At 29.5% G+C, this 24,369-nt stretch carries 26 protein-coding genes and 4 tRNA genes; 15 read left to right on the top strand and 15 right to left on the bottom strand.

Annotation, left to right across the window (positions count from 1 at the left end):
- Positions 1-5: 5 nt before the first annotated feature.
- Positions 6-662, bottom strand: coding sequence for a S24 family peptidase (locus tag NJU99_RS07805; protein ID WP_254575356.1), 657 nt, complete (start codon positions 660-662; stop codon positions 6-8).
- Between the two features lie 330 nt (positions 663-992).
- Between NJU99_RS07805 and NJU99_RS07800 the strand changes: the two genes are divergently transcribed.
- From NJU99_RS07800 to NJU99_RS07780, 5 genes are all read left to right on the top strand, one after another.
- Positions 993-1,238, top strand: coding sequence for an OadG family protein (locus tag NJU99_RS07800; protein ID WP_254575355.1), 246 nt, complete (start codon positions 993-995; stop codon positions 1,236-1,238).
- A 6-nt stretch (positions 1,239-1,244) separates the two neighbouring features.
- A complete protein-coding gene (locus tag NJU99_RS07795) occupies positions 1,245-3,032 on the top strand; it encodes a biotin/lipoyl-containing protein (protein ID WP_254575354.1) in 1,788 nt (595 codons plus the stop codon).
- Between the two features lie 16 nt (positions 3,033-3,048).
- Positions 3,049-4,371, top strand: coding sequence for a sodium ion-translocating decarboxylase subunit beta (locus tag NJU99_RS07790; protein WP_254575353.1), 1,323 nt, complete (start codon positions 3,049-3,051; stop codon positions 4,369-4,371).
- 42 nt (positions 4,372-4,413) lie between these two features.
- A complete protein-coding gene (gene pckA / locus NJU99_RS07785) occupies positions 4,414-5,994 on the top strand; it encodes a phosphoenolpyruvate carboxykinase (ATP) (protein WP_254575352.1) in 1,581 nt (526 codons plus the stop codon).
- A gap of 86 nt (positions 5,995-6,080) precedes the next feature.
- Complete coding sequence (locus NJU99_RS07780) at positions 6,081-6,575, top strand: hypothetical protein (protein ID WP_254575351.1); 495 nt, start codon at positions 6,081-6,083, stop codon at positions 6,573-6,575.
- 23 nt (positions 6,576-6,598) lie between these two features.
- Here the strand turns inward: NJU99_RS07780 and NJU99_RS07775 are convergent, their stop codons facing one another.
- On the bottom strand, positions 6,599-7,627 hold the full coding sequence (locus NJU99_RS07775) for a bifunctional 3,4-dihydroxy-2-butanone 4-phosphate synthase/GTP cyclohydrolase II (protein WP_254575350.1): 1,029 nt from the start codon (positions 7,625-7,627) through the stop codon (positions 6,599-6,601).
- Positions 7,628-7,746: 119 nt separating this feature from the next.
- On the opposite strand from NJU99_RS07775, the gene NJU99_RS07770 reads away from it, so the two are divergent.
- From NJU99_RS07770 to NJU99_RS07755, 4 genes are all read left to right on the top strand, one after another.
- A tRNA-Gln gene (locus NJU99_RS07770) sits at positions 7,747-7,821 on the top strand.
- 24 nt (positions 7,822-7,845) lie between these two features.
- Positions 7,846-7,922: transfer RNA gene (locus NJU99_RS07765), tRNA-Met, on the top strand.
- 13 nt (positions 7,923-7,935) lie between these two features.
- Positions 7,936-8,012: transfer RNA gene (locus NJU99_RS07760), tRNA-Met, on the top strand.
- 36 nt (positions 8,013-8,048) lie between these two features.
- Positions 8,049-8,125: transfer RNA gene (locus NJU99_RS07755), tRNA-Thr, on the top strand.
- A 114-nt stretch (positions 8,126-8,239) separates the two neighbouring features.
- On the opposite strand, the gene NJU99_RS07750 is transcribed toward NJU99_RS07755, so the two are convergent.
- The 8 genes from NJU99_RS07750 to ribA form a co-directional block, all read right to left on the bottom strand.
- On the bottom strand, positions 8,240-8,407 hold the full coding sequence (locus tag NJU99_RS07750) for an entericidin EcnAB (RefSeq protein ID WP_254575349.1): 168 nt from the start codon (positions 8,405-8,407) through the stop codon (positions 8,240-8,242).
- A gap of 14 nt (positions 8,408-8,421) precedes the next feature.
- Entirely contained in the window at positions 8,422-8,766 is a 345-nt protein-coding gene (locus tag NJU99_RS07745) for a hypothetical protein (protein ID WP_254575348.1), read from the bottom strand.
- 150 nt (positions 8,767-8,916) lie between these two features.
- Complete coding sequence (gene glyS, locus NJU99_RS07740) at positions 8,917-10,932, bottom strand: glycine--tRNA ligase subunit beta (protein ID WP_254575347.1); 2,016 nt, start codon at positions 10,930-10,932, stop codon at positions 8,917-8,919.
- The gene (locus NJU99_RS07735; protein WP_254575346.1) at positions 10,925-11,080 is read right to left on the bottom strand and encodes a hypothetical protein; all 156 of its coding nucleotides are present in this window, start codon (positions 11,078-11,080) and stop codon (positions 10,925-10,927) included. The genes glyS and NJU99_RS07735 overlap by 8 nt, the downstream gene beginning before the upstream one ends.
- Before the next feature lie 74 nt (positions 11,081-11,154).
- Complete coding sequence (locus tag NJU99_RS07730; RefSeq protein ID WP_254575345.1) at positions 11,155-11,526, bottom strand: hypothetical protein; 372 nt, start codon at positions 11,524-11,526, stop codon at positions 11,155-11,157.
- 8 nt (positions 11,527-11,534) lie between these two features.
- Positions 11,535-11,756, bottom strand: coding sequence for a PP0621 family protein (locus tag NJU99_RS07725; protein ID WP_254575344.1), 222 nt, complete (start codon positions 11,754-11,756; stop codon positions 11,535-11,537).
- Positions 11,756-12,343: a 16S rRNA (guanine(527)-N(7))-methyltransferase RsmG gene (rsmG, locus tag NJU99_RS07720; protein ID WP_254575343.1), complete on the bottom strand. Its 588-nt coding sequence runs from the start codon at positions 12,341-12,343 to the stop codon at positions 11,756-11,758. The genes NJU99_RS07725 and rsmG overlap by 1 nt, the downstream gene beginning before the upstream one ends.
- Positions 12,340-12,915, bottom strand: coding sequence for a GTP cyclohydrolase II (gene ribA, locus NJU99_RS07715; RefSeq protein ID WP_254575342.1), 576 nt, complete (start codon positions 12,913-12,915; stop codon positions 12,340-12,342). The genes rsmG and ribA overlap by 4 nt, the downstream gene beginning before the upstream one ends.
- A 58-nt stretch (positions 12,916-12,973) precedes the next feature.
- Between ribA and hemB the strand changes: the two genes are divergently transcribed.
- The 3 genes from hemB to hemN all read left to right on the top strand — a co-directional run bounded on the left by hemB (position 12,974) and on the right by hemN (position 16,378).
- Positions 12,974-13,948 carry a porphobilinogen synthase gene (gene hemB / locus NJU99_RS07710; RefSeq protein WP_254575341.1) on the top strand — a complete coding sequence of 325 codons (975 nt, stop codon included), beginning with the start codon at positions 12,974-12,976 and terminating at the stop codon, positions 13,946-13,948.
- 136 nt (positions 13,949-14,084) lie between these two features.
- Entirely contained in the window at positions 14,085-15,011 is a 927-nt protein-coding gene (gene argF / locus NJU99_RS07705; RefSeq protein ID WP_254575340.1) for an ornithine carbamoyltransferase, read from the top strand.
- Positions 15,011-16,378 (top strand): oxygen-independent coproporphyrinogen III oxidase, encoded by a 1,368-nt coding sequence (gene hemN / locus NJU99_RS07700; RefSeq protein ID WP_254575339.1) that lies wholly within the window; start codon positions 15,011-15,013, stop codon positions 16,376-16,378. The genes argF and hemN overlap by 1 nt, the downstream gene beginning before the upstream one ends.
- An 8-nt stretch (positions 16,379-16,386) precedes the next feature.
- Here hemN and NJU99_RS07695 read toward each other — a convergent pair whose 3' ends face one another.
- Positions 16,387-17,127: a glycerophosphodiester phosphodiesterase gene (locus tag NJU99_RS07695; protein WP_254575338.1), complete on the bottom strand. Its 741-nt coding sequence runs from the start codon at positions 17,125-17,127 to the stop codon at positions 16,387-16,389.
- Between the two features lie 214 nt (positions 17,128-17,341).
- Here NJU99_RS07695 and NJU99_RS07690 point away from each other — a divergent pair, with 214 nt between their 5' ends.
- Both NJU99_RS07690 and lgt read left to right on the top strand, forming a co-directional pair.
- A complete protein-coding gene (locus tag NJU99_RS07690) occupies positions 17,342-18,643 on the top strand; it encodes a (Fe-S)-binding protein (protein ID WP_254575337.1) in 1,302 nt (433 codons plus the stop codon).
- Between the two features lie 2 nt (positions 18,644-18,645).
- Positions 18,646-19,467: a prolipoprotein diacylglyceryl transferase gene (gene lgt / locus NJU99_RS07685; RefSeq protein WP_254575336.1), complete on the top strand. Its 822-nt coding sequence runs from the start codon at positions 18,646-18,648 to the stop codon at positions 19,465-19,467.
- A gap of 22 nt (positions 19,468-19,489) precedes the next feature.
- Here lgt and NJU99_RS07680 read toward each other — a convergent pair whose 3' ends face one another.
- The 4 genes from NJU99_RS07680 to polA form a co-directional block, all read right to left on the bottom strand.
- Positions 19,490-19,717 carry a hypothetical protein gene (locus NJU99_RS07680; protein ID WP_254575335.1) on the bottom strand — a complete coding sequence of 76 codons (228 nt, stop codon included), beginning with the start codon at positions 19,715-19,717 and terminating at the stop codon, positions 19,490-19,492.
- Positions 19,718-19,752: 35 nt separating this feature from the next.
- Positions 19,753-19,950: a hypothetical protein gene (locus tag NJU99_RS07675; protein ID WP_254575334.1), complete on the bottom strand. Its 198-nt coding sequence runs from the start codon at positions 19,948-19,950 to the stop codon at positions 19,753-19,755.
- Between the two features lie 38 nt (positions 19,951-19,988).
- Positions 19,989-20,690, bottom strand: a complete 702-nt coding sequence (locus NJU99_RS07670) for a response regulator transcription factor (RefSeq protein WP_254575333.1) — start codon at positions 20,688-20,690, stop codon at positions 19,989-19,991.
- Positions 20,691-20,796: 106 nt separating this feature from the next.
- The gene (gene polA / locus NJU99_RS07665; RefSeq protein ID WP_254575332.1) at positions 20,797-23,478 is read right to left on the bottom strand and encodes a DNA polymerase I; all 2,682 of its coding nucleotides are present in this window, start codon (positions 23,476-23,478) and stop codon (positions 20,797-20,799) included.
- Positions 23,479-23,564: 86 nt separating this feature from the next.
- Here polA and kdsB point away from each other — a divergent pair, with 86 nt between their 5' ends.
- Positions 23,565-24,290 (top strand): 3-deoxy-manno-octulosonate cytidylyltransferase, encoded by a 726-nt coding sequence (gene kdsB / locus NJU99_RS07660; protein WP_254575331.1) that lies wholly within the window; start codon positions 23,565-23,567, stop codon positions 24,288-24,290.
- Positions 24,291-24,369: the final 79 nt, after the last annotated feature.

The raw sequence follows: 24,369 nt of genomic DNA, 5'->3' as shown, positions 1-24,369 counted from the left end.
TAACTTTAATAAACCATCCCAAAAGAACTTATTACTTTTCCTACTACTTGAATATCGTTTGTACTTAGTACTTGAGAGGGATAGTCTTTATTATCAGAAATAATATCAAAATTTCCATCAACTCTTTTTTGTATTCTTTTTACGAATAAGCCATGATTAGTAGTAAAAGCAAATATTCCATCCCTTGATGGGTCATTTCTTGTTTTATCAACAAATATGATGTTTTCGTCATTTAGTGTTGGTTCCATAGAATCCCCTACTACATTTATTGCATCTATATTTTTAAGGTTTTCTTTACCACCTAACATCTCAATAAAATATGGAGGTACTTCTAAAGATTCATAGTTGTCTTGTGCATCATATGCTCCTCCACCTGCACTTACATTTACTGATGGAAAGTATTTTATCCAATACTTATCTGTAGAATCTACAAGTGAGTCAGGATTTTGGTTGTATAGTAACCAGTTGATTGAGATTTTTTTAATAGCACAAAAGTTTAAAATATTTTGATAAGGAATCTTTCCTCTATTCTTCATAGTAGCAAAGTTTGCTTGACTTAATTCAAGAGAGTTAGCTACATCTTTATCAAATACTTTCCCATTTTTGCCATCTGCACTTATAATATCTTTTAATTTGTCGATAATTTCACTTACATCTAACATTTTAACTCCTATTACATACTAGTTACATAATTATATTACAAAATGAAATATTTTTCAAGAGTTTATTAAAAATATTATAAAATTTGAAATATTTATTTAAAAAGGATGCATTATGGCAATGAAAATTGTAAAAACAAAAGATAATCTTCTTAATTTTTTTCAAAAACTTGACATATTGATTTATAAATTTGGTGATAAAGTATTATAATCTGCTGAATATTGAAAAATTTATAAATTTAATACAAATAAAAGATAAGTATAAATGTTAATAAAGGTACTTTTATATATTATTACAATAATAATTACATGGTGGTAACCACGGAGAGTATTATGGAAGTAAACTTAGTCACAGAAGCACTAAAGTTCATGTTACTGGGAATGGGAGTTGTATTCTCATTTTTAGTAATTTTAATTTTCGTGCTAAAAGCACAAGCGGCTTTAATTACAAAGTATTTTCCTGAAAAGGAAAAGAAACCTACGGCAAATAAACCAGTTGGTTCATCTGCATCTAACAATTCTGCAAAGACGGCTGCTATTATCGCTGCAGTTCAACATCACAAAAATCTAAAAGGTTAATTTATAATGGCTAAAAAGTATATCGATGTTATGGATACTACTTTTAGAGATGGATTTCAGTCTGTCTTTGGAGGTAGAGTTTTAATGGAAGATTTCTTTCCTGCTGTTGAAGCTGCGAAAGATGCTGGTATAACTCACTTTGAGTTTGGTGGAGGAGCAAGATTCCAATCTTTATTCTTCTACTTACAAGAAAATGCATTTGAAATGATGGACAAATTCAGAGAAATTGTTGGTCCAGATGCAAATCTACAAACCTTAGCAAGAGGTATTAATACAGTAATGTTAGATACAGGTTCAAGAGAACTTGTTGATTTACATGCAAAAATGTTCGCAAAACATGGAACAACAACTATCAGAAATTTTGATGCTTTAAATGATGTACAAAACTTAGAGTACTCAGCTGAATGTATCAAAAAATATGGCTTAAACCATGAAGTTGTTGTTACATTAATGGACTTACCTCCTGGATGTGAAGGTGCTCATGATGTTCCTTTCTATGAAAAAACATTAAGACAGATCTTAGATAGTGGAGTTCCTCACGATTCAATCTGTTTCAAAGATGCATCAGGAACTTCATCTCCTCAAAAAGTATATGAAACTATCCAAATGGCAAGAAAGCTAGTTGGTAATGATACACATATTAGACTTCACACACATGAAACAGCTGGTGTTTCAGTTGCTTGTTATTTAGCAGCATTAGAAGCTGGTGCAGATGGAATTGATTTAGCTGCATCTCCTGTTTCAGGTGGAACTTCTCAACCAGATATTTTAACAATGTTACATGCTGTAAAAGGTAAAAACTACGACTTAGGTGGTTTAGACATTGAAAAAGTATTAAAATATCAAGAAGTATTAACTGATTGTTTAGGTGATTATTTCATGCCACCAGAAGCAACTCAAGTATCACCTTTAATTCCATTCTCGCCTATGCCAGGTGGAGCATTAACTGCAAACACTCAAATGATGAGAGATAATGGAACTTTAGATAAATTCCCAGAAGTTATTAAAGCTATGAGAGAAGTAGTAGAAAAAGGTGGATATGGAACTTCTGTTACACCTGTTTCTCAATTCTATTGGCAACAAGCATATGCAAATGTTATGTTTGGACCATGGAAACAAATAGCACCAGGTTACGGAAAAATGGTACTTGGATATTTTGGTAAAACACCTGTTGAACCAGATGCTGAAATTGTTGCTTTAGCTGCTGAAAAACTAAAGATGGAACCAACAAGTGAAAATCCACTAGATATTGCTGATAGAGACGAAAAGAAAAAAATCTCTGTTTGGAAGCAAAGATTAGAAATGGAAGGTTTAGAAGCTTCAGAAGAAAATATTTTCATTGCAGCAGCTTGTGATGAAAAAGGAATCGCATTCTTAAAAGGTGATTCACCATTAAATGTTAGAAAAAATGAAACAACTCAAGGAGAAAATTCAATGGCTAATGCAACTGGAAACTATACTGTAGTAGTAGATGGACAAAAATTTAATGTAAGTATTGCTGAGGGTGATGCTGATATTCAAGTAACACCTGCTTCAAATAATTCATCGGATGTTTCATCATCAGTATCTACAAGTGGTGAAGCTACTGATGTTCCTGCAACTGTTAATGGTAATGTATGGAAAATCTTAGTAAATGAAGGTGAAAAAGTTGAAAAAGATCAAAAAATCATGATCTTAGAAGCTATGAAAATGGAGATTGATATTAATGCTCCAGTTGCTGGAACTATAAGTAAAATAACTGTTGGTGCTAACGAAGCAGTAGATGAAGGACAAACATTAGCTATTATTGGCTAATTGTATTGGAGTTGAAATGAAAAAAAGTCTATTTATCCTACTGTTTACAATTTTAAGTGTATTTTCTACAAACGCACTAGCTGCAACTGCACCTGTTGAAAGTGCTGTTGAGAAGCAAGAGTATCACTCTAAGTCTATGTCTGATTTAATTCAGTCATTTTATAATACAACAGGTCTTAAAGCAATTATTGACCCTCAACCAGGTCTTAAGGGACCACATGGAGAAGAATTAACAAAGTTCGCACAAAGCTTTGGTAGAGTTATAATGATTATAATTTGTTTAATTCTTTTCTATTTAGCAATTAAAAAAGGTTTTGAACCATTACTATTAATTCCTATCGGATTTGGTGGTATTTTAGCAAATATTCCAATTGCAGAAATTGCAGGTGCAGATGGAATGTTAGGAATTATCTATGACATGGGTATTTCAAATGGTTTCTTCCCTCTTTTAATTTTTATGGGTGTTGGAGCTATGACGGATTTTGGACCATTGTTGTCTAATCCAAAAACTGCATTACTAGGTGGTGCAGCGCAATTTGGTATTTTTGGATCACTAGTTGCAGCAATTGTATTATCACAATTAGTTCCAGGAATTGAATTTTCATTAGAACAAGCTGCTGCAATTTCAATTATTGGTGGGGCTGATGGTCCAACATCAATCTTTATTGCAACTGCACTTGCACCTGAATTACTTGGAGCTATCGCCGTTGCTGCATATTCATATATGGCATTAGTTCCAGTAATTCAACCTCCTATTATGAGAGCATTGACAACTTTAGAGGAAAGAAAGATTAGAATGAAATCTGTTAGAAGAGTTTCTAAAACAGAAAAAATCATCTTCCCAATAGTTGTTGTAGTATTAACATTATTAATTTTACCAGATGCAGCTCCATTAATCGGTGCATTTTGTTTTGGTAACTTTTGTAAAGAATCTGGAGTTGTAGATAGACTTTCAGATACTATGCAAAACTCATTAATTAATGTTGTTACTATTTTCTTAGGATTAGGTGTTGGTTCAAAACTTGCTGCTGAGCAATTCTTAGTTGGTGAAACATTAGGAATTATGGCAATTGGATTATTAGCATTCGCTGCAGGTACTGCAATGGGTGTTCTTATGGCTAAGGTTATGAATTTATTCATGCCTAAAGACAATAAAATCAATCCTCTAATTGGTGCAGCTGGAGTTTCAGCTGTGCCAATGGCGGCAAGAGTTGTAAGTAAAGAAGGTCAAAAATATGACTCATCAAACGTTCTATTAATGAATGCGATGGGTCCAAACGTTGCAGGAGTTATTGGTTCAGCAGTAGCAGCTGGTATACTAATATCAATATTTAAATAAAAAGTTAAAATAAAAAATTTTATATAGTAGGAAAGTTAAATTATGTCTGAAATTAAAGACGCTTTAGGTCTAGAAAATGTAGGTGAAGTTAAAAGGAATCTTAATGTAGATTCTTTAATTAAAGATGCAGTAGCAAATGAAGGTGCGAAAGTTTCTTCAACTGGTGCTTTAATGGTTGATACTGGTATTTTCACAGGAAGAAGTCCAAAGGACAAATTCTTTGTGAATCAAGATCCTTCAAATAAATATATTGCTTGGGGAGATATAAATCAAAAGGTTTCATCTGAAGTTTATGAAGATTTATTAAAAAACTCTAAAAAGCAATTAAGTAATAAAGATTTATATGTTACTGATGTTTATTGTGGAGCTTCATTAGATTCTAGAAAATCTGTTAGATTTATTACAGAAGTAGCATGGCAAGCGCATTTTATTCAAAATATGTTTATTGTTCCTCAAACTCAAGAAGAACTTGACAACTTTGAACCAGATTTTACAGTTTATAATTCTTGTAAAACTTGTGATATGTCTTATGCAAGTCATGGTTTACACTCAGAAGTTTATGTAGTATTTAATGTTGAAGAAAACACTGCAATCATTGGTGGTACTTGGTATGCTGGTGAGATGAAAAAAGGTGTGTTCTCAATGATGAACTACTGGCTTCCATTAGAAGGTAAACTTCCTATGCACTGTTCTGCAAATATTGGTAAAGATGGTGATACTGCATTATTCTTTGGTTTATCTGGTACAGGAAAAACTACTTTATCTACAGATCCTAATAGAGCTTTAATTGGTGATGATGAACATGGTTGGGATGATAATGGTATCTTTAATTTTGAAGGTGGTTGTTATGCAAAAGTTATTAACTTAGATGCAGAATCAGAACCTGAAATTTTTGGTGCAATTAAAAAAGGTGCAATTTTAGAAAATGTTGTTGCAGATGAAAATGGAGTAGTTGATTATTCAGATGGATCTAAAACAGAGAATACAAGAGTATCTTACCCATTAGATCATATTGAAAATCATACTCCTGATATGAGAGGTGGACATCCTACAAATATCATCTTCTTATGTGCAGACGCATTTGGTGTTTTACCTCCAGTTGCAAAACTTGATAAACAACAAGCTATGTATTACTTCTTAAGTGGATATACTGCAAAAGTTGCAGGTACTGAAAGAGGTATTACTGAACCAGTTGCTACTTTCTCATCTTGTTTCGGAGAGGCTTTTTTACCTCTTAACCCTACTAAATATGCAGAGTTACTAGGACAAAAAATTGATAAACACAATGTTAATGTTTATTTAGTTAATACTGGATGGACTGGTGGTCCATATGGTGTTGGTTCAAGAATGAGTATTAGAAATACAAGAGCTTGTATTAATGGAATTTTAGATGGTTCTATTGAAAACTCTGAATTTGAAACATTACCAGTATTTAATTTATCTATTCCAAAAACTTTAGATGGTGTTGATACAGAAGTATTAAATCCTAGAAACACATGGGAAGATAAAGCTTCATATGATGAAACTAAGAAAAAATTAGCAGCCATGTATATAGAAAACTTTAAAAAATACTTAACTTTAGAAAGTGAATATGATTTCACAGCTGCAGGACCATTATTATAAGGTATAATTCTACTATTAAAAATTTACTGTCAAAAGGAGTGAAAATTTTCACTCCTTTTTTTCATTAAATTAAATAGGAGAAATATATGAAATTATCAGAATTTTTAGCTGACATTAAAAATACAGAAAAAGAAGTTGTTTATTATTGTTGCAAGCACTTGTTATCAAAGAAGTATAATGTTGAAGAAGACTCTTTAGATGAAGAGACTTTAAAATCCCTATTTGTTGATTATGACAACTTTACAAGAGCATTAAATGATAGTGCTGGAACTATTTACAGAAAGTATGAAGCAGAATTAAATGATGTTTATCAAACTATTTGTAATAGATTTAATGAAGATTTTGATAATAGATCTCTTTTTGAATATAGACTTGCAAGAGTATCAAACCAAGAGCCTAGACAATTCTTAGATATTGAAGATAGAGATACACAAGAAACTGTTATTCAAAAATATGAAGATAAAATTAATATAATTTTAGAGTCAAAATATTATAAAGAGAATGAAGATAAATTATCTAATGATTTAGTGATTCCTCAAAAAACATTAGATTTAATTAAATCAGCAGCAGGTTTAGTTTAAATTCCTACTATTTCAAATAGAGTTTAACACTCTATTTGAATTTCTTCAACAATTTCTAAACCAAAACCTTGAAGTCCAACAAAAGAGTGTTTCCCTCCACTTGTCATAAGTTTTATTTGCTTAATATTTAAGCTGTTTAGTATTTGAGCCCCTATTCCATAATCTTTTTGAGTTTCTCTTTTTTTCTCGTCTGATAAGAAAATTAGAACTCCACCTTTTGATTGTAAAAAGTTTATTGTTTTTAACATAGAATTTAGCTTTTCATCTTTTAAGAATAACTCTATATCAGGTAAAATTGTATGAAATTTCACATGACTAATTTCATTTTGATCACCTAATAAGATTGCTGTATGTACATTTCCTAAATGGTCTTTAAACTCTTTTTTCTTAGCACTAGTCCCTAAGAAGTTAGTTTCTTCACTAGATATTTCTTCTACAAGTTTTTCATGAGATAATCTATACTCAACTAAGTCAGAAATATAAATTTGTTTCATATTGTGTTTTTGGGCAAAAATATCTAAATCATCTCTTCTTGCCATTGTTCCATCTTCTTTCATAATTTCACAAATTACAGCTTCTCCGTTTAGTCCTGCAAGTTTACATAAGTCAACGCTTCCTTCTGTATGACCTGTTCTAACTAAAACTCCACCATCTTTTGCAATTAATGGAAATATATGACCAGGTCTTACAAGTTCAGTAGCCTTGGCTATTGGGTTTGCTAAAATTTTTATTGTGTCATCTCTTTCACCTGCACTGATTCCTGTTGCTGCATCTGCTGCATCAACTGAAACTGTAAATGCTGTTTCGTATGAAGATGTATTAGAATTAACCATAGGATTTAACTCTAATTTATTTGCAGTCTCTTTTGTAACCGATACACAGATTAGACCTTTTGCATGAGTTGCCATAAAGTTTACTTTTTCAGGAGTACTTAATGCTGCTGAATAAACTAAATCACCTTCATTTTCTCTATCTTCATCATCAAGCATGATGACCATATTTCCTTTTTGTATTTCTTCAATTGCTTCTTTTACTCTTTGTATTGCGTTCATGTCTCTTCTTTTCAATAATTTATTTAATTTATAATATATTATATCAGAAATTTCAAAATTTTTTCTAAAACCTCTTGACAAATATTATAATTTCCACTATAATTTCGTCACTTAAAAAATGGGGTATCGCCAAGTGGTAAGGCAACGGTTTTTGGTATCGTTATTCGGGGGTTCGAATCCCTCTACCCCATCCATTTAAGTGTCTTAAAATATTAGTTCGCGGAATAGAGCAGCTCGGTAGCTCGTCGGGCTCATAACCCGAAGGTCATAGGTTCAAATCCTATTTCCGCAACCAATTTAGCCAATATGTCAAGGTAGCTCAGCTGGCTAGAGCGCTGGTCTCATAAGCCGGAGGTCGAGAGTTCAAGTCTCTCTCTTGACACCATTATTCACATGTTGAATAATCTTTTTATTTTTGGAAGCTGGTGTAGCTCAGTTGGCTAGAGCAGCTGATTTGTAATCAGCAGGTCGGGGGTTCAAGTCCCTTCACCAGCTCCATTAAATTTCACAAAGTAAACTTTATAATACATACTAACAATTATTCAAAAAGCGCGATTTTTTTCTATTATACTTTGTACATATTTTGGGGATTTCCCCAAAATATAACTTAAGCTATTCAGTGGCTTCGTGTATTGCTTCTTTTGTTCCTTCATAAACATGCTTGCTTCCTTTTTTTGTAGCACTCCAAGCTTTTGAACTATCTTCTTTAACCCCTTCCCAAGTTGCACAACCTGAAAAGATAAAAATAGATGTAATTGTAATTAATAGAATTCTTTTCATTTTGTCCTTCTTTTTTATGGGTTTGGATTTTCAAAGAAAATATAGTTTGTAGAGTAATCAGAAAACTCAAAATATACTTTACTCTCATTTGCATCTTTTTTAAAGTTTAAATTCTGATCAAGTATTCCATATCCAAATCTATATGGTCTATGGTTCTTTCCTTCTGTTGCAACAGCTGTTGAAAGTTTATCAATTTTTATGAATCTCTTTACTAGTTTTTCTCCTGCATAAACTTCAAGAACTCCATTTACACCTGTCCAGTTTTGAATATATCTATTGATTTTATTTTGTTTCTCTTCACAACCATTAAAAAATAAAGCAGTCGCTACTAAGGAAGTTGCTATTAAAATTTTCTTCACTATATATTTCCTTATTATAAGTTTTTTAAAGTAAAAGTGTACTACAAAAGTACTAAAAGCAAGATTTGAGTAGTTTAGGGATTAATAATTTTTAAAAGTGTGATTAGTTATTTATTTTATATGAATAGAGCTAAGTCTATTCATATTTTATTAGATAGTAATTTCTTTAATATCAGCAATTTTTCTAAATTCTTGGTAAACTTTACCTATGATATTTTTTCTATTTGTTTTGATAGCTTCATCTTCATGATTTACATATACATTGTCAAAGAAGTTATCTAATTGTGATTTTAAATCAAATAAAGCCTCTACTTGGTCTTCATAACATTGATACTCTTTTGATACAACTGTTGTAAATGCTAAATACAATTCTTTTTCTGCATCATCTTCTAATAAAGAGTCATTAACAGTTAGTTCAGAGTTTACATCTATATCTTTGATGATATTTGCAACTCTTTTAAATGTTGTAGAGTATTCTTTGAAATTATCACTTTGAACAATTGGGTTTAATGCACAAAGTTTTTTAGAGATTTTAAATATATCAGTTTCCCCTGAACCTAAAACTGCTTTTAATACAGATGGGTTTACATCAAAAATTTTAAATAGTCTTTCATTGAAGAATTCAACTAATTGAGCTTTATCTAATCCTGGGTAATTAGATGCTAATGCATCAATGATTTTATCTAAATCAACTGATAATTCATGTTCCATTGAAATTTTTACAATACCAGCAGCAGCTCTTCTTAATCCAAATGGATCTTTTGAACCAGTTGGGATTTTACCAACACTAAATAATCCCATTAAGTTATCAAGTTTATAAGCTAATGCTATTATTGATGAAAATTTATTTGATGGTAAGTCAGAGTCTTCACCATCTGGTAAATACTGCTCTTTAAGTGCAGTGTATACTAGTTCATCTTCTCCTGCAAGTTTTGCATAGTAGTATCCCATAAGACCTTGAAGTTCTGTAAATTCAAATACCATTTCAGACATTAAGTCTGCTTTACTTAACATTACAGCTTTTTCTATAAGATCTTTTTGTTCTACTTCAAATGTATTGGCTAAGTAAGATGCAATTTTTGCTTCTCTTTCACACTTCTCATACATAGAACCTAAACCTTCTACAAATGTAAGCTTTTTAAGTCCTTCATTTGAAAGCCCATTATTAATATCATTTTTCCAGAAGAACATACCATCTGCAAGTCTTGGTCTTAATACTTTTTCATTACCTTCAATAATGTAACCAAAGTCATTAGTTTTAGAGTTTGATACAACAATAAAGTTGTTTGTTAATTTGTCATCTTTATAAACAGCAAAATATCTTTGGTGTTCTTTCATAGAAGTTACAATTACTTCTTCTGGTAACTCTAAAAACTCTTCGTCAAATTTACCAATTAAAGCAGTTGGATATTCTGTAATAGCAACAACTTCTTCTAGTAAATCTTTATCTATTTCAATTTTAACACCATCTCTATGCTCAATCTCTCTCATTTGATCTAAGATGATTTTTCTTCTTTCATCTGGATATAAAATAACTCCATTTTTATCAAGTTTACAGAAATAATCTCCTGCAAAATCAAATGTGAAAGGTTCATAAGAAACCATTCTATGTGCAAAAGCAAAGTTAGAAGATTTAACTCCATAAAGTTCACCCTCAACTACTTGTTCACCTAGCATAATTGATAATGATCTAATAGGTCTAATAAAGCTATCTGTTCTTGAAGCCCATCTCATTGATTTTCCAAAATTTAAAGAAGAGATAAATTCATTTACCATATCATTTAATAAATCAGCTGAGTTTGTTCCAGTTACTTCTTTTTTGAAGTATAAAACTTCCCCTCTTCCTTGATCGATTTTATCTAATTCATCTACACTTACACCACATTTTTTTGCAAAACCTAAAGCAGCACCAGTTGGTTCACCATCTTTAAATGCTATCTTTACAGGAGCTCCGAACATTTCTTGAACTGAATCTTCTTGTTTTACTTGAAACTCTCTATGCCATAATACTAATCTTCTTGGTGTATAGAAAAATTCAAAATCACATAATAATCTATTCTTTTCTAAAATGTCAGTCCATTTTTTCTCAATGTTTGCTAACTCTTTTAAAAATGGAATTGCTGGTAATTCTTCAACACCAATCTCTATTAATAATGGTTTATTCATCTATTGTTTCCTTATTAGAAGTCTTGTCATCTTTATTTTCTATTTTATCTTTGTATTTCTTTATTTGTTGTTTGTTAAAGTTGATTATAAATAATGCAACCATAATTACGAACATAATAAGAATTACGATATCTAATATTTCTTTCATATTTTTGCCTATATTGTTTATATAAAAGGTAATTATGTTATCTAATGTTTGCTTATTTTTTGGTTAGTTATTTTTTATTCAATTATTGAGTTGTAAATAATTCCATCTATTTCAAAAGTGGCTATTTCTTCTAATTCTTCATTAGATTCAATAATTGCCAAAACTTTTGAGTCAAACATATAGTTTTCTGCTACCTTTTGAATTTGTTTAGCTAATGACTTTTGAGCAAGAATATATTTTGCATTTAAAGCATTTGCATAAATCGCTTCTTTAATTGAATTAACTTTTACAGCACTATTTAACTCATTTTCATAAGTATATTTAAGTAAGTCTTCGTTGTAACCAAATGAAAGAGTACTATTACTTTTTGTATTTTCTATCTCATTTATTTGATTGATTTTCGAAATATTTTCGAAAGGAACTAGTTTATCACCTATTAGTATCATTGTTAATCCTATTTATTATTTAAACACTCTTCTGAGCAGTAGAATTTTCCATTACTTAAGATAGCTTCATTTTGAGAAACATATGTTTTACAAGTTGGGCATTCTACCATTTCATCAGAGATTTTTTCATCTTTTTTTGCTTGAACTATATCTTTTTCTCTTCCTTTTTTAAAGAAGATTAAGTAAACCAAAAAAAGTACTATTAGTATTGCTAGAATTTTGAAAATCATTATTTACCTTTTATATATAAATAGTTTCTATCTTTTCTATTTACAAGTGTATAGTTATTTACTTTTGCTTGTTCTATTTCTTCTTGAACAAGGGAACCTTTGTAAAAAAGATATGAACTATTTTCTTCTTTGATATTGTTTGTAATATCTAAAAGTAAGTTAGTGTTTGTAACTGCTCTTGAAGTTATTAAATCAACATTTAAATCTTCAACTTTTTCTACTCTATTGCATATAACTGTTAAGTTTTCAAGTTTTAAACTAGCTTTTACGAAGTTTAAAAAAGATACTCTTTTAACTCTTGGTTCTATTAAATAAGCTTTTATATCTCTTCTGGCCATTGCTAAAATAAGACCTGGATAACCAGCACCTGTTCCTATATCTGCAAAACTTTCATGATTTTCAATAAAACTTAAAGGATATACTGAGTCTAGAATATTCTCATTTATATCATCTATTGCAAGACTTCCTGTTAAGTTATGAACTTGTCCCCATTGTCTTAAAAGTTTTGTGAAAACTTCACAATCTTCATAAAATTTATCATCAAAATCTAAGTTGTTTGATTGGCATAATTGTTTTAAATCTATCAAAGCATGTGTCCCATTTGATCTTTTTTTGTTTTTAAATAGTGTTCATTATATATATTAGTTTTTGTAATTGCTGGAATTCTTTTTACAATTTCAATTCCTAAGTTCTCTACATAATCTATTTTTTTTGGATTATTTGTAATAAGTTTTATCTTTTTGATATCTAAGTCATTAAATATATATTTTACTACGGAATAATCTCTATCATCTTCACCAAAACCAAGCTCAATATTTGCTTCAATTGTATTTCTTCCTTGATCTTGTAAACAATAGGCATTTACTTTGTTTAATAAACCTATATTTCTTCCCTCTTGTCTATGGTAGATTACTAGGCCACCCTGCTTTGATATAAAATCTAGTGCTAAATTTAATTGATTTTGACAGTCACATTTTAAGCTGCCAAGTGTATCACCTGTTAGACATTCTGAATGAATTCTAACATAGGGAGATTCTAATTCTTCAAAATTCTCACTCATGATAGCTAGGTGTTCTTGATTATCTTGTTTATAAGCTTTTATTCTAAACTTTCCATGTTTTGTAGGTAGATTAGCTATATTTGATTGTATTATATTCATTTATCTTTAAACCTTATATTGTTAGAATTCGAGATTATAACCAAAAGAGGTAAATAGAATGTTTAAACGATTTAGAAGACTAAGAATAAATGAAACTTTAAGAGGTTTAGTAGAAGAAACAAAGCTTTCAACTGATGATTTTATATATCCATTATTTGTAAGAGAAGGCGAAGGAATTAAAACAGAAGTTTCATCAATGCCAGGTGTATTTCAAATGTCAATTGATGAGATTTTAAAAGAGTGTGAGTACTTAATAAGTATTAATCTAAAATCTATAATATTATTTGCAATTCCTGATACTAAAGATTCTGTGGGAAGTGAGTGTTTATGTGATGAGAGTATTATAGCAAGAACTATAAGAGCAATAAAAGAGAAATTCCCTGAAATGTTTATTGTTACAGACTTATGTTTTTGTGAGTATACAGATCATGGACATTGTGGGATTTTAGATCCAAAGACTCAAACAGTTGATAACGATAAAACATTAGAAATATCAGCACAACAAGTAATAGTACATGCAAAAGCAGGCGTTGATATGATAGCACCATCTGGAATGATGGATGGAATTATTGGTACATTAAGAAAAGCATTAGACGAAAATGGTTATGAAAATTTACCAATTATGGCATATTCAACTAAGTTTGCAAGTGCATATTATGGACCTTTTAGAGATGTTGCTGAATCAACACCTTCATTTGGAGATAGAAGAACTTATCAAATGAATCCTGCTAATAGATTAGAAGCTATTGAAGAGTCACTTGAAGATGAGAAACAAGGGGCAGATATACTTATGGTAAAACCAGCTCTATCTTACATGGATGTTATTAGAGATATTAGAAATAATTCAAATACACCACTTTGTGTTTATAATGTAAGTGGTGAGTATGCTATGCTTAAACATGCTGGGGCTGCTGGACTTATTGATTATGAAAGAGTAATGATGGAAACACTTCTTTCATTTAAAAGAGCTGGTGCAAACTTAATTATCACATACCACGCAAAAGAAGCTTGTGAGCTTTTACTTCAAAAGTAATTTTCTTTAAAAATTATATAGCCCTATTTTAGGTGCTATATAATCTTATATGTATTAAAAATATAAATTTCTTAAGTAAAAAATAATCCATAATTAAATAGAATGTTCCTTTTTATTAATTTACAGAGGAATTATTATGAGACATTTCTTAACATTAGCAGACTACACTAAGGATGAAATCCTAGAAATTCTTGATTTGGCTAAACAAATCAAAGAAGAGACAAAAAGAAGAGAGTTTAAAGATTATATGCCAAAACAAACTTTGGGTATGATTTTTGAGAAAAGTTCTACTAGAACAAGAGTCTCTTTTGAAACAGGTATTTATCAACTAGGTGGTGTAGGATTATTTCTTTCATCAAATGATATTCAATTAGGTAGAGGCGAGCCTATGAGCGATACTTCAAGAGTGATATCTAGAATGGTTGATATGGTAATGATTAGAACATTTGAACAAAGTAAACTTGAAGAGTTTGCACATCATTCAAAGGTTCCTGTAATTAATGGACTTACAAATGAGTATCACCCAGTACAATTAATGGCTGATTACATGACTATTCAAGAAGCAGGATTAGAAGAAAATCTTGTTGTTGCTTATGTTGGTGATGGTAATAATCTTGCGCATTCATGGCTAAATATGGCTGCAAAACTAGGTTTTGAACTTAGAATTGCTACACCAAAAGGTTATGAAGTTGATGAAAAGATTTTAGAAGTTGCATTAGAAGCTGCAAAAGAGTCTGGTGCTAAGATTGTTATTAGCAATGACCCTAAAGCAGCTGTAAAAGATGCAACTGTTGTTACTACTGATACTTGGGTTTCTATGGGTCAAGAAGATGAAAAGGAACAAAAAGTAAAAGAGTTTGAAGGTTACATGGTAGATAATGCAATGATGAATATTGCTGATGATAAAGCAATTTTCTTACACTGTTTACCTGCTTATAGAGGTTATGAAGTAAGTGAAGAAGTATTTGAATCTGAAAAAAGTTTAGTATTCCAAGAAGCTGAAAACAGGCTACATGCACAAAAAGGTGTAATGGTTTGGCTAGATAAACAAAGAAACGTTTAATGATTGATTTTTCTAAATTTAAAAAGTATTCAAGACCAGGACCTAGATATACTTCATATCCTACGGCTCCTGAGTTTAGTGAAGAGTTTACTCAAGATGATTTAAAAGAGTACTACTCTAATCAAAGTGATGATAGAGCAATATCTTTATATATACATATGCCATTTTGTAGAAGTGCTTGTTATTTTTGTGGATGTAATACTATTTTTACATCTAAAGAGGATAAAAAAGTAAGATATATACAGTACTTAAAAAAAGAACTTAGTATCTTAAAAAATCACCTTAATACAAAAAGAGAAGTAACTCAAATGCATTTTGGAGGAGGAACTCCTACTTTTTTCTCTCCTTCTCAACTTGAAGAAGTAATAAATGCAGTAAAAGAGATATTTCCAAATTTTTCAGATGATGCAGAAGTTTCATGTGAAGTTGACCCAAGATTTTTTACACAAGAGCATATGGATGTATTAAAAGCTGGTGGTTGTAATAGATTAAGTTTTGGTGTACAAGATTTGGATGAGACTGTTCAAAAAACAATTCATAGAATTCAACCTTTTGAATTGACTCAAAATGTAATTAAAATTGCAAGAGAAGCTGGAATTCATTCTGTTAACACAGATTTAATTTATGGACTTCCTCATCAAACAAGAGAGAGTTTTAAAAAGACTTTAGAGAAGATGATTACTTTAGATACTGATAGATTTGCAGTATTTAATTATGCTCATGTTCCTTGGTTAATGAAGACTATGAGAAAGTTTGATGAGACTACTTTCCCACAACCAGAAGAAAAATTAGAAATGCTAAAAGACACAATTGATTTCTTTACATCAAATGGCTATAAAATGGTTGGTATGGATCACTTCGCAAAACCAGAGGATGAACTATTTAAGGCTATTGAAAAAGGTGAGTTACATAGAAACTTCCAAGGATATACTACAAAAGGTGGAGCTGATTTAATTGGAATTGGTTTAACATCTATTGGAAATGGAGTTGATTACTACTCTCAAAACTTTAAAGATATTCCATCATATGAACAAGCTTTAGATAATGGAGACTTACCAGTATTTAAAGGTTATAGATTATCTGATGATGATCAGTTAAGACAATTTGTAATTATGGAGCTTATGAGTAATTTCTCTTTAAATATCAAAAGAGTTGAAAATGAGTTCAATGTTAATTTTAATGAGTATTTTAATGATGCAATTGAAGCTTTAGAAGAGTTTGTTCAAGCTCAACTTGTTGAAATTACAGAAGATAAAATTCAAGTAAGCCAAACAGGAACAATGTTAATTAGAAATATTTGTATGCCTTTTGATGCTTATTTAAATAAAATACCAGAAGATAAAAGAAGATTCTCAAAAACTATTTAGTTTTTGAATCATTCATAAGGGTAGTCTGTAAAGACTCCCTTAACTCCTTTTTTAAATAACTTGTCAATAATCTTTTTATCATTTATTGTGTAAACTAAAGTTTCAATTCCTTCTTTTTTTAATTTTCTAATAAGGGTTTCATCTACTAATTCTTTATTTATATTGTAGGTTTGAGCATTTAAATCTTTTAGATATGAAAGAAGTTTTTCTCTTTTTATATTTTCATCAAGTACAGCAATTGAATACTTTTTATTATATTTATTGATAAGCTTTAAATACTCATGATTAAAAGATGAAAAAAGTACATATTTAGAACAATCATATTTTTCAATAAGATTTATTATAATATCAATTGCTTCTATTTTATTTGTATCTTTTGACATTTGTTTTATTTCTAGATTAAAATATATATCTTTTTTTTTAGCAATTTCTAAAAACTCTTCTAGAGTTGAAATGTTAGTACCTTTTATATCTAAGTTTTCTATTTCTTTATAATTAAAATCTTTTATATACCAAGGTTTTAAATCCTTATAATTTTGATACATATGTATATTAGACATTCTCTCCAAGGTTTCATCATGATGAATGATAGCAGTGTAATCTTTTGTAAATTGAATATCAAGTTCAATAAAATCACTATTTTTTGAGGAGTTTATTAGTGCATCTAATGAGTTTTCAACATAAAAATCTCTAAAGCCTCTATGAGCTATTATCAAGTTTTTATTTTTAAAATTTTCTAAAAAATTCATTTAAACTCCTAGTATTTATTCTTTAGATTATCAAATATTTCTTTAAAAATTTATGATAATTATTGAAAAAATATATTAAAAAAGAAGGTTTTATTAATGCCTCATAAATGCGATGTTGGCGCTACTATTTATGTACTCTTAACACTATTTATTGTATATTGCACAGCTTATTATATTAAATATTATAAATTTTAAATCAAATAAGGTAATAAAAGTGTCAAAAATTAATAAATTTAATTATAACGCAATCGCTGATGATTGTGTTAAGTGTGGTAAATGTAAACCTGTTTGTACTATTTTTAATATAAACCAAGATGAAGCAACAAGTCCAAGAGGATTTATTGATTTATTAGGTGCATATGAAGATGGTAATTTAGAGCTTGATCAAAATGCAAAAGATATTTTTGAATCATGTTTTTTATGTACAAACTGTGTTGAGGCATGTCCTAACGATTTACCTACGGATATGGTGATTGAACAAGTAAGAAGTGATATTGCAAAAAAATATGGTATTGCTTGGTATAAAAGATTTTTCTTTTATCTTTTAAGACATAGAAAAACTATGGACTTATTATCATCTTTAGGTTGGATGTTCCAAACATGTGCTTTAAAAATAGATAAAGCTAAAGAGTCTGCACTTCCTAGATTTTCACTTCCAATTGTAAAAAAAGATAGAGCTTTACCTTTTGCAGATATGAGAAGTTTCTTAAGAAAATATCCAGAGAATATTTTTGCAAAACATAAAAAGCAAGAAGAAAACAAAAAAGGAAAGGTTGCAATCTTTATTGGATGTATGAGTAATTATACTTATACTGCAACAGGGGATTCTTTAGTTAAGATTTTAAAGAAACTTGAGCTTGATATATTTATTCCAAAGAAACAAAAGTGTTGTGGTGCACCTGCATATTTTACAGGAGCATTTGATACAGTTGATTATTTAACTAAATATAATATTGAGTACTTTGAATCATGGATTGATGAAGTCGATGCAATTATTATTCCTGAAGCAACTTGTTCTGCAATGATTAATCAAGATTGGGAACATTACTTACATGATCAACCTGAATGGAAAGCAAGAGCACAAAAGATTTCTAAAAAAGTATTTATGGCTACTAAGTGGTTAGAAAACAATACAGAACTTAAAGATATGCTTGCTAAATCTGACAAAAAAATGGAAGATGTTGTAACTTATCATGATCCTTGTCATGCTAAAAAGATGCAAGGTGTATGGGAAGAACCAAGAACTTTATTAAAACAAAATTATGTTTTAACTGAAATGAGTGATTCAAATAGATGTTGTGGATTTGGTGGTGTTACTATGCAAACTGAAAAATATGAGTTTGCAAAAGCAGCAGGCGCTCCAAAAGCAGCAATGATTAAAGATACAAAAGCTCAAATCGTAAGTGCTGAGTGTAGTGCATGTAGAATGCAAATAACAAACTCTTTACATCAAGCAGATGTACAAGAAGTAGTATTTAAAAACCCAATTGAGTTAATCGCTGAGGCATTAGACTAGTAATGCAAGAGTGGCAAAACATATACTCAAATTTTGACCCTGTAGCATTTAATGTTGCAGGGATTTCTGTACACTGGTATGGAATAATGTATGCCCTTGCTCTACTTTCAGCTATTTTTGTGGCTAAGTGGTTTATTAAAAGAGATAAGCTTTCTATATCAAATGATCTTTTTGATTCATATATTTGGTGGGTAGAAATAGGTGTTATTTTAGGTGCTAGACTAGGCTATATTTTATTTTATGACCCAAATACTTCATATTACTTAACTCATCCATGGCAAATTTTTAACCCCTTTGCTAATGGTGAATTTGTGGGAATTGCTGGTATGAGTTATCATGGTGCATTTATAGGATTTATCATTGCTTCTTATTTATTTACAAGAAGAAACAAAGTGTCTTTTTGGTTTTTAGCTGATATTTCTGTATTGGGTATTTCAGCTGCTTATGTATTTGGAAGAATTGGGAATTTTGTAAATCAAGAGTTAGTGGGAAGAGCTACTGATGTTCCTTGGGGTATTTATGTAGATGGTGTTTTAAGACATCCTTCTCAGTTATATGAAGCATTCTTAGAGGGAATTGTTGTATTTGCTATTTTAGTTTATTTTAGAAATAGAAAATCATTTGATGGGCAACTAGCCTTGATGTATGGAGTTCTTTACTCTATTATGAGAATTATAGCAGAGTTTTATAGACAGCCTGATGTTCAGTTAGGTTTCATATATAGCAATTGGCTAACTATGGGAATGCTTATTTCAGGTTTATTTACACTGATTTGTATAGTTATTTATGTAGTTTTAAAAAGAGACAATTTAAATATTAAATAAAAAAGAATCGAAGAGAATAGTTTTAATTATTCTCTTCGATATAACCACTTTGTATTGCTAGTTCATCTATTTTCTTTTTTAATAAATCTAATCTCCATCCATGTCTATTAGCAAAATTTTCTATTTCAGCTTCTCTTTGTTCTGGTGTACAAAATACAAAAATTCTTTTTAAGAATGGTTTTGGAATTTGTATAGCTATTAATTGAAAATAGTTCTCTTTACAGCTTCTTGAACAAAAAGCTTTGCTCATAGCAATTTTCTTTTTGCAGTATGGACAATGCGACATTATTTATTACCTTTTTGAATTAATTTGTAGAACTTTGCCTTGGTGACATCTTGTAGGAATTTGGGGTCAACTTCATGTAAAGCTATAATATCCACTTCCTTATCTTCCATAAGCCAGCCTTTTCCTGTATCCTTGATGGTTTCTTCTTCGAAAAGTTTGATCAACTCTTCTTTTGATACTATAAGTTCTTCATGCATATTATAACTTTTTTATTAACGTTTGTAAATAGATAATCTTATTTTTTAAGATTATCTATTGTGTAACCCTTGTTAGAGTGATTTTTTACTATTTCATAATAAGTTTTTTGTCTAACTTTATTTACAATATTTCTCATAGTGTAAATAGACATATCTTTACCTTTCCAAACAACTTCTTTTATCATATCATAATCAACGACTTCATTTCTTTTAGCAATCAAAAGTTTTAAGAATGACTTTTCAAGTCTAGTAAATTCAATTAGAACTCCACCAGCTTTAAAGAATTGATCTCTATATTCATCAAAATAAATACCATGATCAAACTCTATTTTATCCCCTCTTTTTGTTTGGTTAAGACACATAATAACTGCTAATTTAATATCTTTTGCTCTTAAAGGCTTAGATAAAAAAGTATAGGCACCATTATTAATAGCTGTAACAATGTTTTCATTTTCATCAGAATCAGAAATTACAATCTTTGGTAAAGTAGGTGCAACCTCTGATAACTCAGTACAAAGTTCAGAGAAAGATACACCTTCAATATTTGTATCAATAACAGCCATATCATAAGTACTCGAAGTAGCTAACTTTATAGCTTCAATTAAATTTTTCGCAATTTTCAATTCTTTGAAATAATCATCAAATTCATTTTCTATAGTCTGATGTACATTTTCATCAGCACTAATAAAAAGTAACTTAGCGTTGTATAGTTTTCTTATATTTCTTACTGTCTTTAACATGTTATTACTCTTTATGTATTAATTTTTTCAACATAATAATAACAAATATTTCTTTACATGTCAAAATAAAAGTTATAAAATGCATAAAATTAAGTAAGAATTAAGATTATTTCAAGTCTTGCCACGACTCCCCAACGCATACTGACACTTTTAGAGGTATTTTTAATTTGTAAATATTTTCCATGATTTGTTCTAAATCTGAAGTTATTTTTTCTATTTTCTCTTCTTTTATTTCAAAAATAAGTTCATCATGTATCTGTAATAACATTCGTATGTCTTCATTACTTTCATATTTTTTAAATATTTCAAGCATTGATAATTTAATTAAATCTGCTGCACTTCCTTGAAAAAGTGTATTTACAGACTCCCTTAAATAAGCAGCTTTTTGCATTCCATTTGCTGAATTAAAATCAAAAAGTCTTTTTCTTTTAACTAAAGTTTCAACAAAACCATTTTCATATGCAAAATCTTCTATTGATTTTAAATAGTCTTTTACATCTTTAAAAGCTTCAAAATATGATTCGATATATACTTTTGCTTCTTTTGATGGAATTCCTAAAGTATCACCTAGTTTTTTACTTCCCATTCCATATAGTAATCCAAAGTTAATTGATTTAGCAATTGATCTTTTTGCATCAGCTTCTTCTTCACCAAAAATTTTAACAGCTGTTTGTCTATGAATATCTAAGTTATGACTAAAAGCTTCTACTAAGGCTTCATCTTCACTAAAGTGGGCAAGAAGTCTTAGTTCAATTTGAGAATAATCAATACCTACTAATTTGTAACCATCTTGAGGAATAAATGCTTTTCTTATTTGCTTACCTACTTTACTTCTTACAGGAATATTTTGTAAATTTGGATTTTTTGAACTTAATCTTCCTGTTGCTGTTCCTGTATGTAAAAATGAAGTATGAATTTTACTATCTTTATTTTCTAATGCAAGTTTAAAAAGTGGTTCTAAATATGTTGATTGTAGTTTATATGCTTCTCTATACTCTAAAAGTAATGGAACAATAGCATGTTGGTCTTCTAGTTTATGTAAAACTACTTCATTTGTGCTGTATCCTGATTTTGTTTTTTTAATTACTGGTAGCTCTAATGTTTCAAATAATATTACACCTAATTGTTTTGGAGAGTTTATATTAAATTCAGTACCAGCTAATTCATATATTTTTATAGTTAATTCATTAATGTGTATACTATTTTTCTCTTTTAACTCTTTTAGAACGTCTGAGTCAATTTTAATACCATTGTCTTCCATATTTGCTAATACTTTTATGAAATCAAATTCATACTTAAAAGCAATATCTAAAAGTTCAGTATTTTCTTCATCTTTAAATAATTCTAGTTGTTTATTAAATAGTTTTAAAGTCATAAGTGCATCTTCAGCTGCATAATTACAAGCTTCATTTATATTTACATTTGAGAAGTTTTCACCTTTTTTTACAACATCTTTATAAGCTATCATCTTGTGATCAAAATATTTATCAACTTGATAATCAAGCCCTATCTTTTCAGCAGTATTTAAAAGCCATGATAAAATCATAGTATCAGCATAAAGGCTTAATTGTATTCCTAAATTTTCTTTTACGATTACATAATCATATTTGTAGTTTTGTAAAACAAGTTTAAAGTCATTAAGTTTTTCAATAGCTTTTTTTGAAGCTTCTAAACTTATTTGCTCCCCTACCCCTAAATAAAAGTGTGAAATAGGTACATAATAAGCTTTGTTTGTTTCATATGCAAAAGAAAAACCTACAATTTTTGCATTTTTAGCATCTACATCTGTTGTTTCTGTATCAAAAGCTACAATTGTATCTTTAGGTATTGAGTTAATTACTTCAAAAAGTTTATCTTCATTATCTAATAAAACATATTCATAGTTTTCTTTTACTTTTGGTTCTGGTATTTTAGTTTTGTAGTTTAAGCCATTTTTATTTACTCTATCAATAATTCTATTCATATCATATTCATCTAAAATATGAGCTATTTTTAAAATCGGATTTTCTTCTGGTAAGTTAAACTCTTCAAGATTGTCAATACAATGGCAATCTTGACTAAGTGTAACTAATTGCTTTGATACAAATGCCATTTCTTTTCCATCAGTAAGAAGTGTTTTCCATCTTTTCTTTTCAATGTTTTCTAAATTAGCATAAATATTATCTAGTGTTCCATACTCTTTTATTAAAGCTTCTGCTGTTTTAGCACCTACTCCTTTAACTCCTGGAACATTATCGGCACTATCACCTAATAGTGATTGATAATCTGTAAATTGATTAGGTCTAACACCATATTTTGAATAACAGTTTTCTTCGTTTATAACAACTTTTTTAATAGGGTCAAAAAGATAAATAGAATCATCTTCTATTAGTTGGTATAAATCTTTATCGTGAGAGACAATTCTAACTTCTAAATCTTTTTGTTTTGCATCATGAGCAATAGAAGCAATAATATCATCTGCTTCAAAACCTGTTCTAATGGCAGTTTTAAAGCCCATCTTTTCAATCCAATCAATTGCAACAGGAAGTTGCGCTAATAAGTCTTGTGGTACATCAGGTCTATGTGACTTATATTCAGGGTATATTTCACTTCTAAAGGTATCACCTTTAGCATCAAGAGCGAAAACTAAGTAGTCTGTTTGAAAATCTTTACCTATATTTGAAACAAAATTCATAAAACCAGTTAAAAGTCCTGTTGGAAAACCAGTTTTCGATTTTAAAGGGGGTAAAGCATAATAAGATCTAAATAAAAATCCAAATGTATCAATAACAGTAATAGTTTTTTTCATTAATTTCTTCTTTCATAGTCGTATTTAAAGATATTATATTATAATATATACACTAAAAATAAGGTTTTACAAGATAAGGAATTAAAATGATTATTATACCTGCAAGATTAAACTCTAGTAGATTTGAAAATAAAATATTAGTTGATATTATGGGCTTACCTATGGTTATAAAGACTGCAAAGCAAGTAAGTACATTAGACACGGTTGTAATTGCAACTGATTCACAAGAAGTAATTGATCTTGCAAAAGAGCATGGATTTGATGCTGTTATGACATCAAGTGAGCATCAAAGTGGAACAGATAGAATTAATGAAGCTGTAAATAAACTAAATTTAGATGAGAATGAAGTAATTGTAAATGTTCAAGCAGATGAACCTTTTATTGAAACACAAGTTGTAGAAGCTGTAATTAATAGAGTAAAAGATGTAATTGAAAATAATGAAGACATTATGATTACTTCTTGTTATAAAAAAATCAGTTCAGAACTTGCAGATGATCCAAATCATGTAAAAGTTGTATTAGATGAGTTAGAAAATGCAATATATTTCTCAAGAGCAAAAGTTCCATATCACAGAGATCACTATGATAACTCTAGTTACTATGGACATTTAGGTATTTATGGATTTACAAAGAAATCTTTAAATGCATTTTGTGAATTAAATCCATCAAAACTTGAAGCAGTAGAAAAGTTAGAGCAGTTAAGAGCAATAGATAATGGTAATAAAATTGCAATGGTTCAAGTTGAGTCTAAATCTTTTGGTATTGATACACAAGAAGATTTAAACAATGCACTTAAAATATTTAATAAATAATTTTTAAATTATAGCTTTACTGGAACTATTGCTGTAAAAGTAATTTTAAAGCATTTTTATGTAAAACTATGAAAACTGA

Source organism: Arcobacter roscoffensis, assembly GCF_024267655.1.
GTDB lineage: Bacteria > Campylobacterota > Campylobacteria > Campylobacterales > Arcobacteraceae > Arcobacter_B > Arcobacter_B roscoffensis.
Note: the sequence above shows the minus strand (reverse complement) of the source record. Positions and strands in the feature narration are given on the sequence as shown.

Excerpts from the sequence above, each read along its gene's own strand:
- NJU99_RS07670 (WP_254575333.1), bottom strand. The coding sequence starts at position 20,690 with ATGTTAAAGACAGTAAGAAATATAAGAAAACTATACAACGCTAAGTTA.
- NJU99_RS07790 (WP_254575353.1), top strand. The coding sequence starts at position 3,049 with ATGAAAAAAAGTCTATTTATCCTACTGTTTACAATTTTAAGTGTATTT.
- NJU99_RS07805 (WP_254575356.1), bottom strand. The coding sequence starts at position 662 with ATGTTAGATGTAAGTGAAATTATCGACAAATTAAAAGATATTATAAGT.
- NJU99_RS07735 (WP_254575346.1), bottom strand. The coding sequence starts at position 11,080 with ATGAAAGAAATATTAGATATCGTAATTCTTATTATGTTCGTAATTATG.
- NJU99_RS07800 (WP_254575355.1), top strand. The coding sequence starts at position 993 with ATGGAAGTAAACTTAGTCACAGAAGCACTAAAGTTCATGTTACTGGGA.
- NJU99_RS07775 (WP_254575350.1), bottom strand. The coding sequence starts at position 7,627 with ATGAACGCAATACAAAGAGTAAAAGAAGCAATTGAAGAAATACAAAAA.
- NJU99_RS07680 (WP_254575335.1), bottom strand. The coding sequence starts at position 19,717 with ATGAGCAAAGCTTTTTGTTCAAGAAGCTGTAAAGAGAACTATTTTCAA.
- hemB (WP_254575341.1), top strand. The coding sequence starts at position 12,974 with ATGTTTAAACGATTTAGAAGACTAAGAATAAATGAAACTTTAAGAGGT.
- NJU99_RS07675 (WP_254575334.1), bottom strand. The coding sequence starts at position 19,950 with ATGCATGAAGAACTTATAGTATCAAAAGAAGAGTTGATCAAACTTTTC.
- argF (WP_254575340.1), top strand. The coding sequence starts at position 14,085 with ATGAGACATTTCTTAACATTAGCAGACTACACTAAGGATGAAATCCTA.
- lgt (WP_254575336.1), top strand. The coding sequence starts at position 18,646 with ATGCAAGAGTGGCAAAACATATACTCAAATTTTGACCCTGTAGCATTT.
- kdsB (WP_254575331.1), top strand. The coding sequence starts at position 23,565 with ATGATTATTATACCTGCAAGATTAAACTCTAGTAGATTTGAAAATAAA.
- NJU99_RS07750 (WP_254575349.1), bottom strand. The coding sequence starts at position 8,407 with ATGAAAAGAATTCTATTAATTACAATTACATCTATTTTTATCTTTTCA.
- polA (WP_254575332.1), bottom strand. The coding sequence starts at position 23,478 with ATGAAAAAAACTATTACTGTTATTGATACATTTGGATTTTTATTTAGA.
- hemN (WP_254575339.1), top strand. The coding sequence starts at position 15,011 with ATGATTGATTTTTCTAAATTTAAAAAGTATTCAAGACCAGGACCTAGA.
- NJU99_RS07725 (WP_254575344.1), bottom strand. The coding sequence starts at position 11,756 with ATGATTTTCAAAATTCTAGCAATACTAATAGTACTTTTTTTGGTTTAC.
- NJU99_RS07795 (WP_254575354.1), top strand. The coding sequence starts at position 1,245 with ATGGCTAAAAAGTATATCGATGTTATGGATACTACTTTTAGAGATGGA.
- NJU99_RS07730 (WP_254575345.1), bottom strand. The coding sequence starts at position 11,526 with ATGATACTAATAGGTGATAAACTAGTTCCTTTCGAAAATATTTCGAAA.
- NJU99_RS07695 (WP_254575338.1), bottom strand. The coding sequence starts at position 17,127 with ATGAATTTTTTAGAAAATTTTAAAAATAAAAACTTGATAATAGCTCAT.
- ribA (WP_254575342.1), bottom strand. The coding sequence starts at position 12,915 with ATGAATATAATACAATCAAATATAGCTAATCTACCTACAAAACATGGA.
- pckA (WP_254575352.1), top strand. The coding sequence starts at position 4,414 with ATGTCTGAAATTAAAGACGCTTTAGGTCTAGAAAATGTAGGTGAAGTT.
- NJU99_RS07780 (WP_254575351.1), top strand. The coding sequence starts at position 6,081 with ATGAAATTATCAGAATTTTTAGCTGACATTAAAAATACAGAAAAAGAA.
- glyS (WP_254575347.1), bottom strand. The coding sequence starts at position 10,932 with ATGAATAAACCATTATTAATAGAGATTGGTGTTGAAGAATTACCAGCA.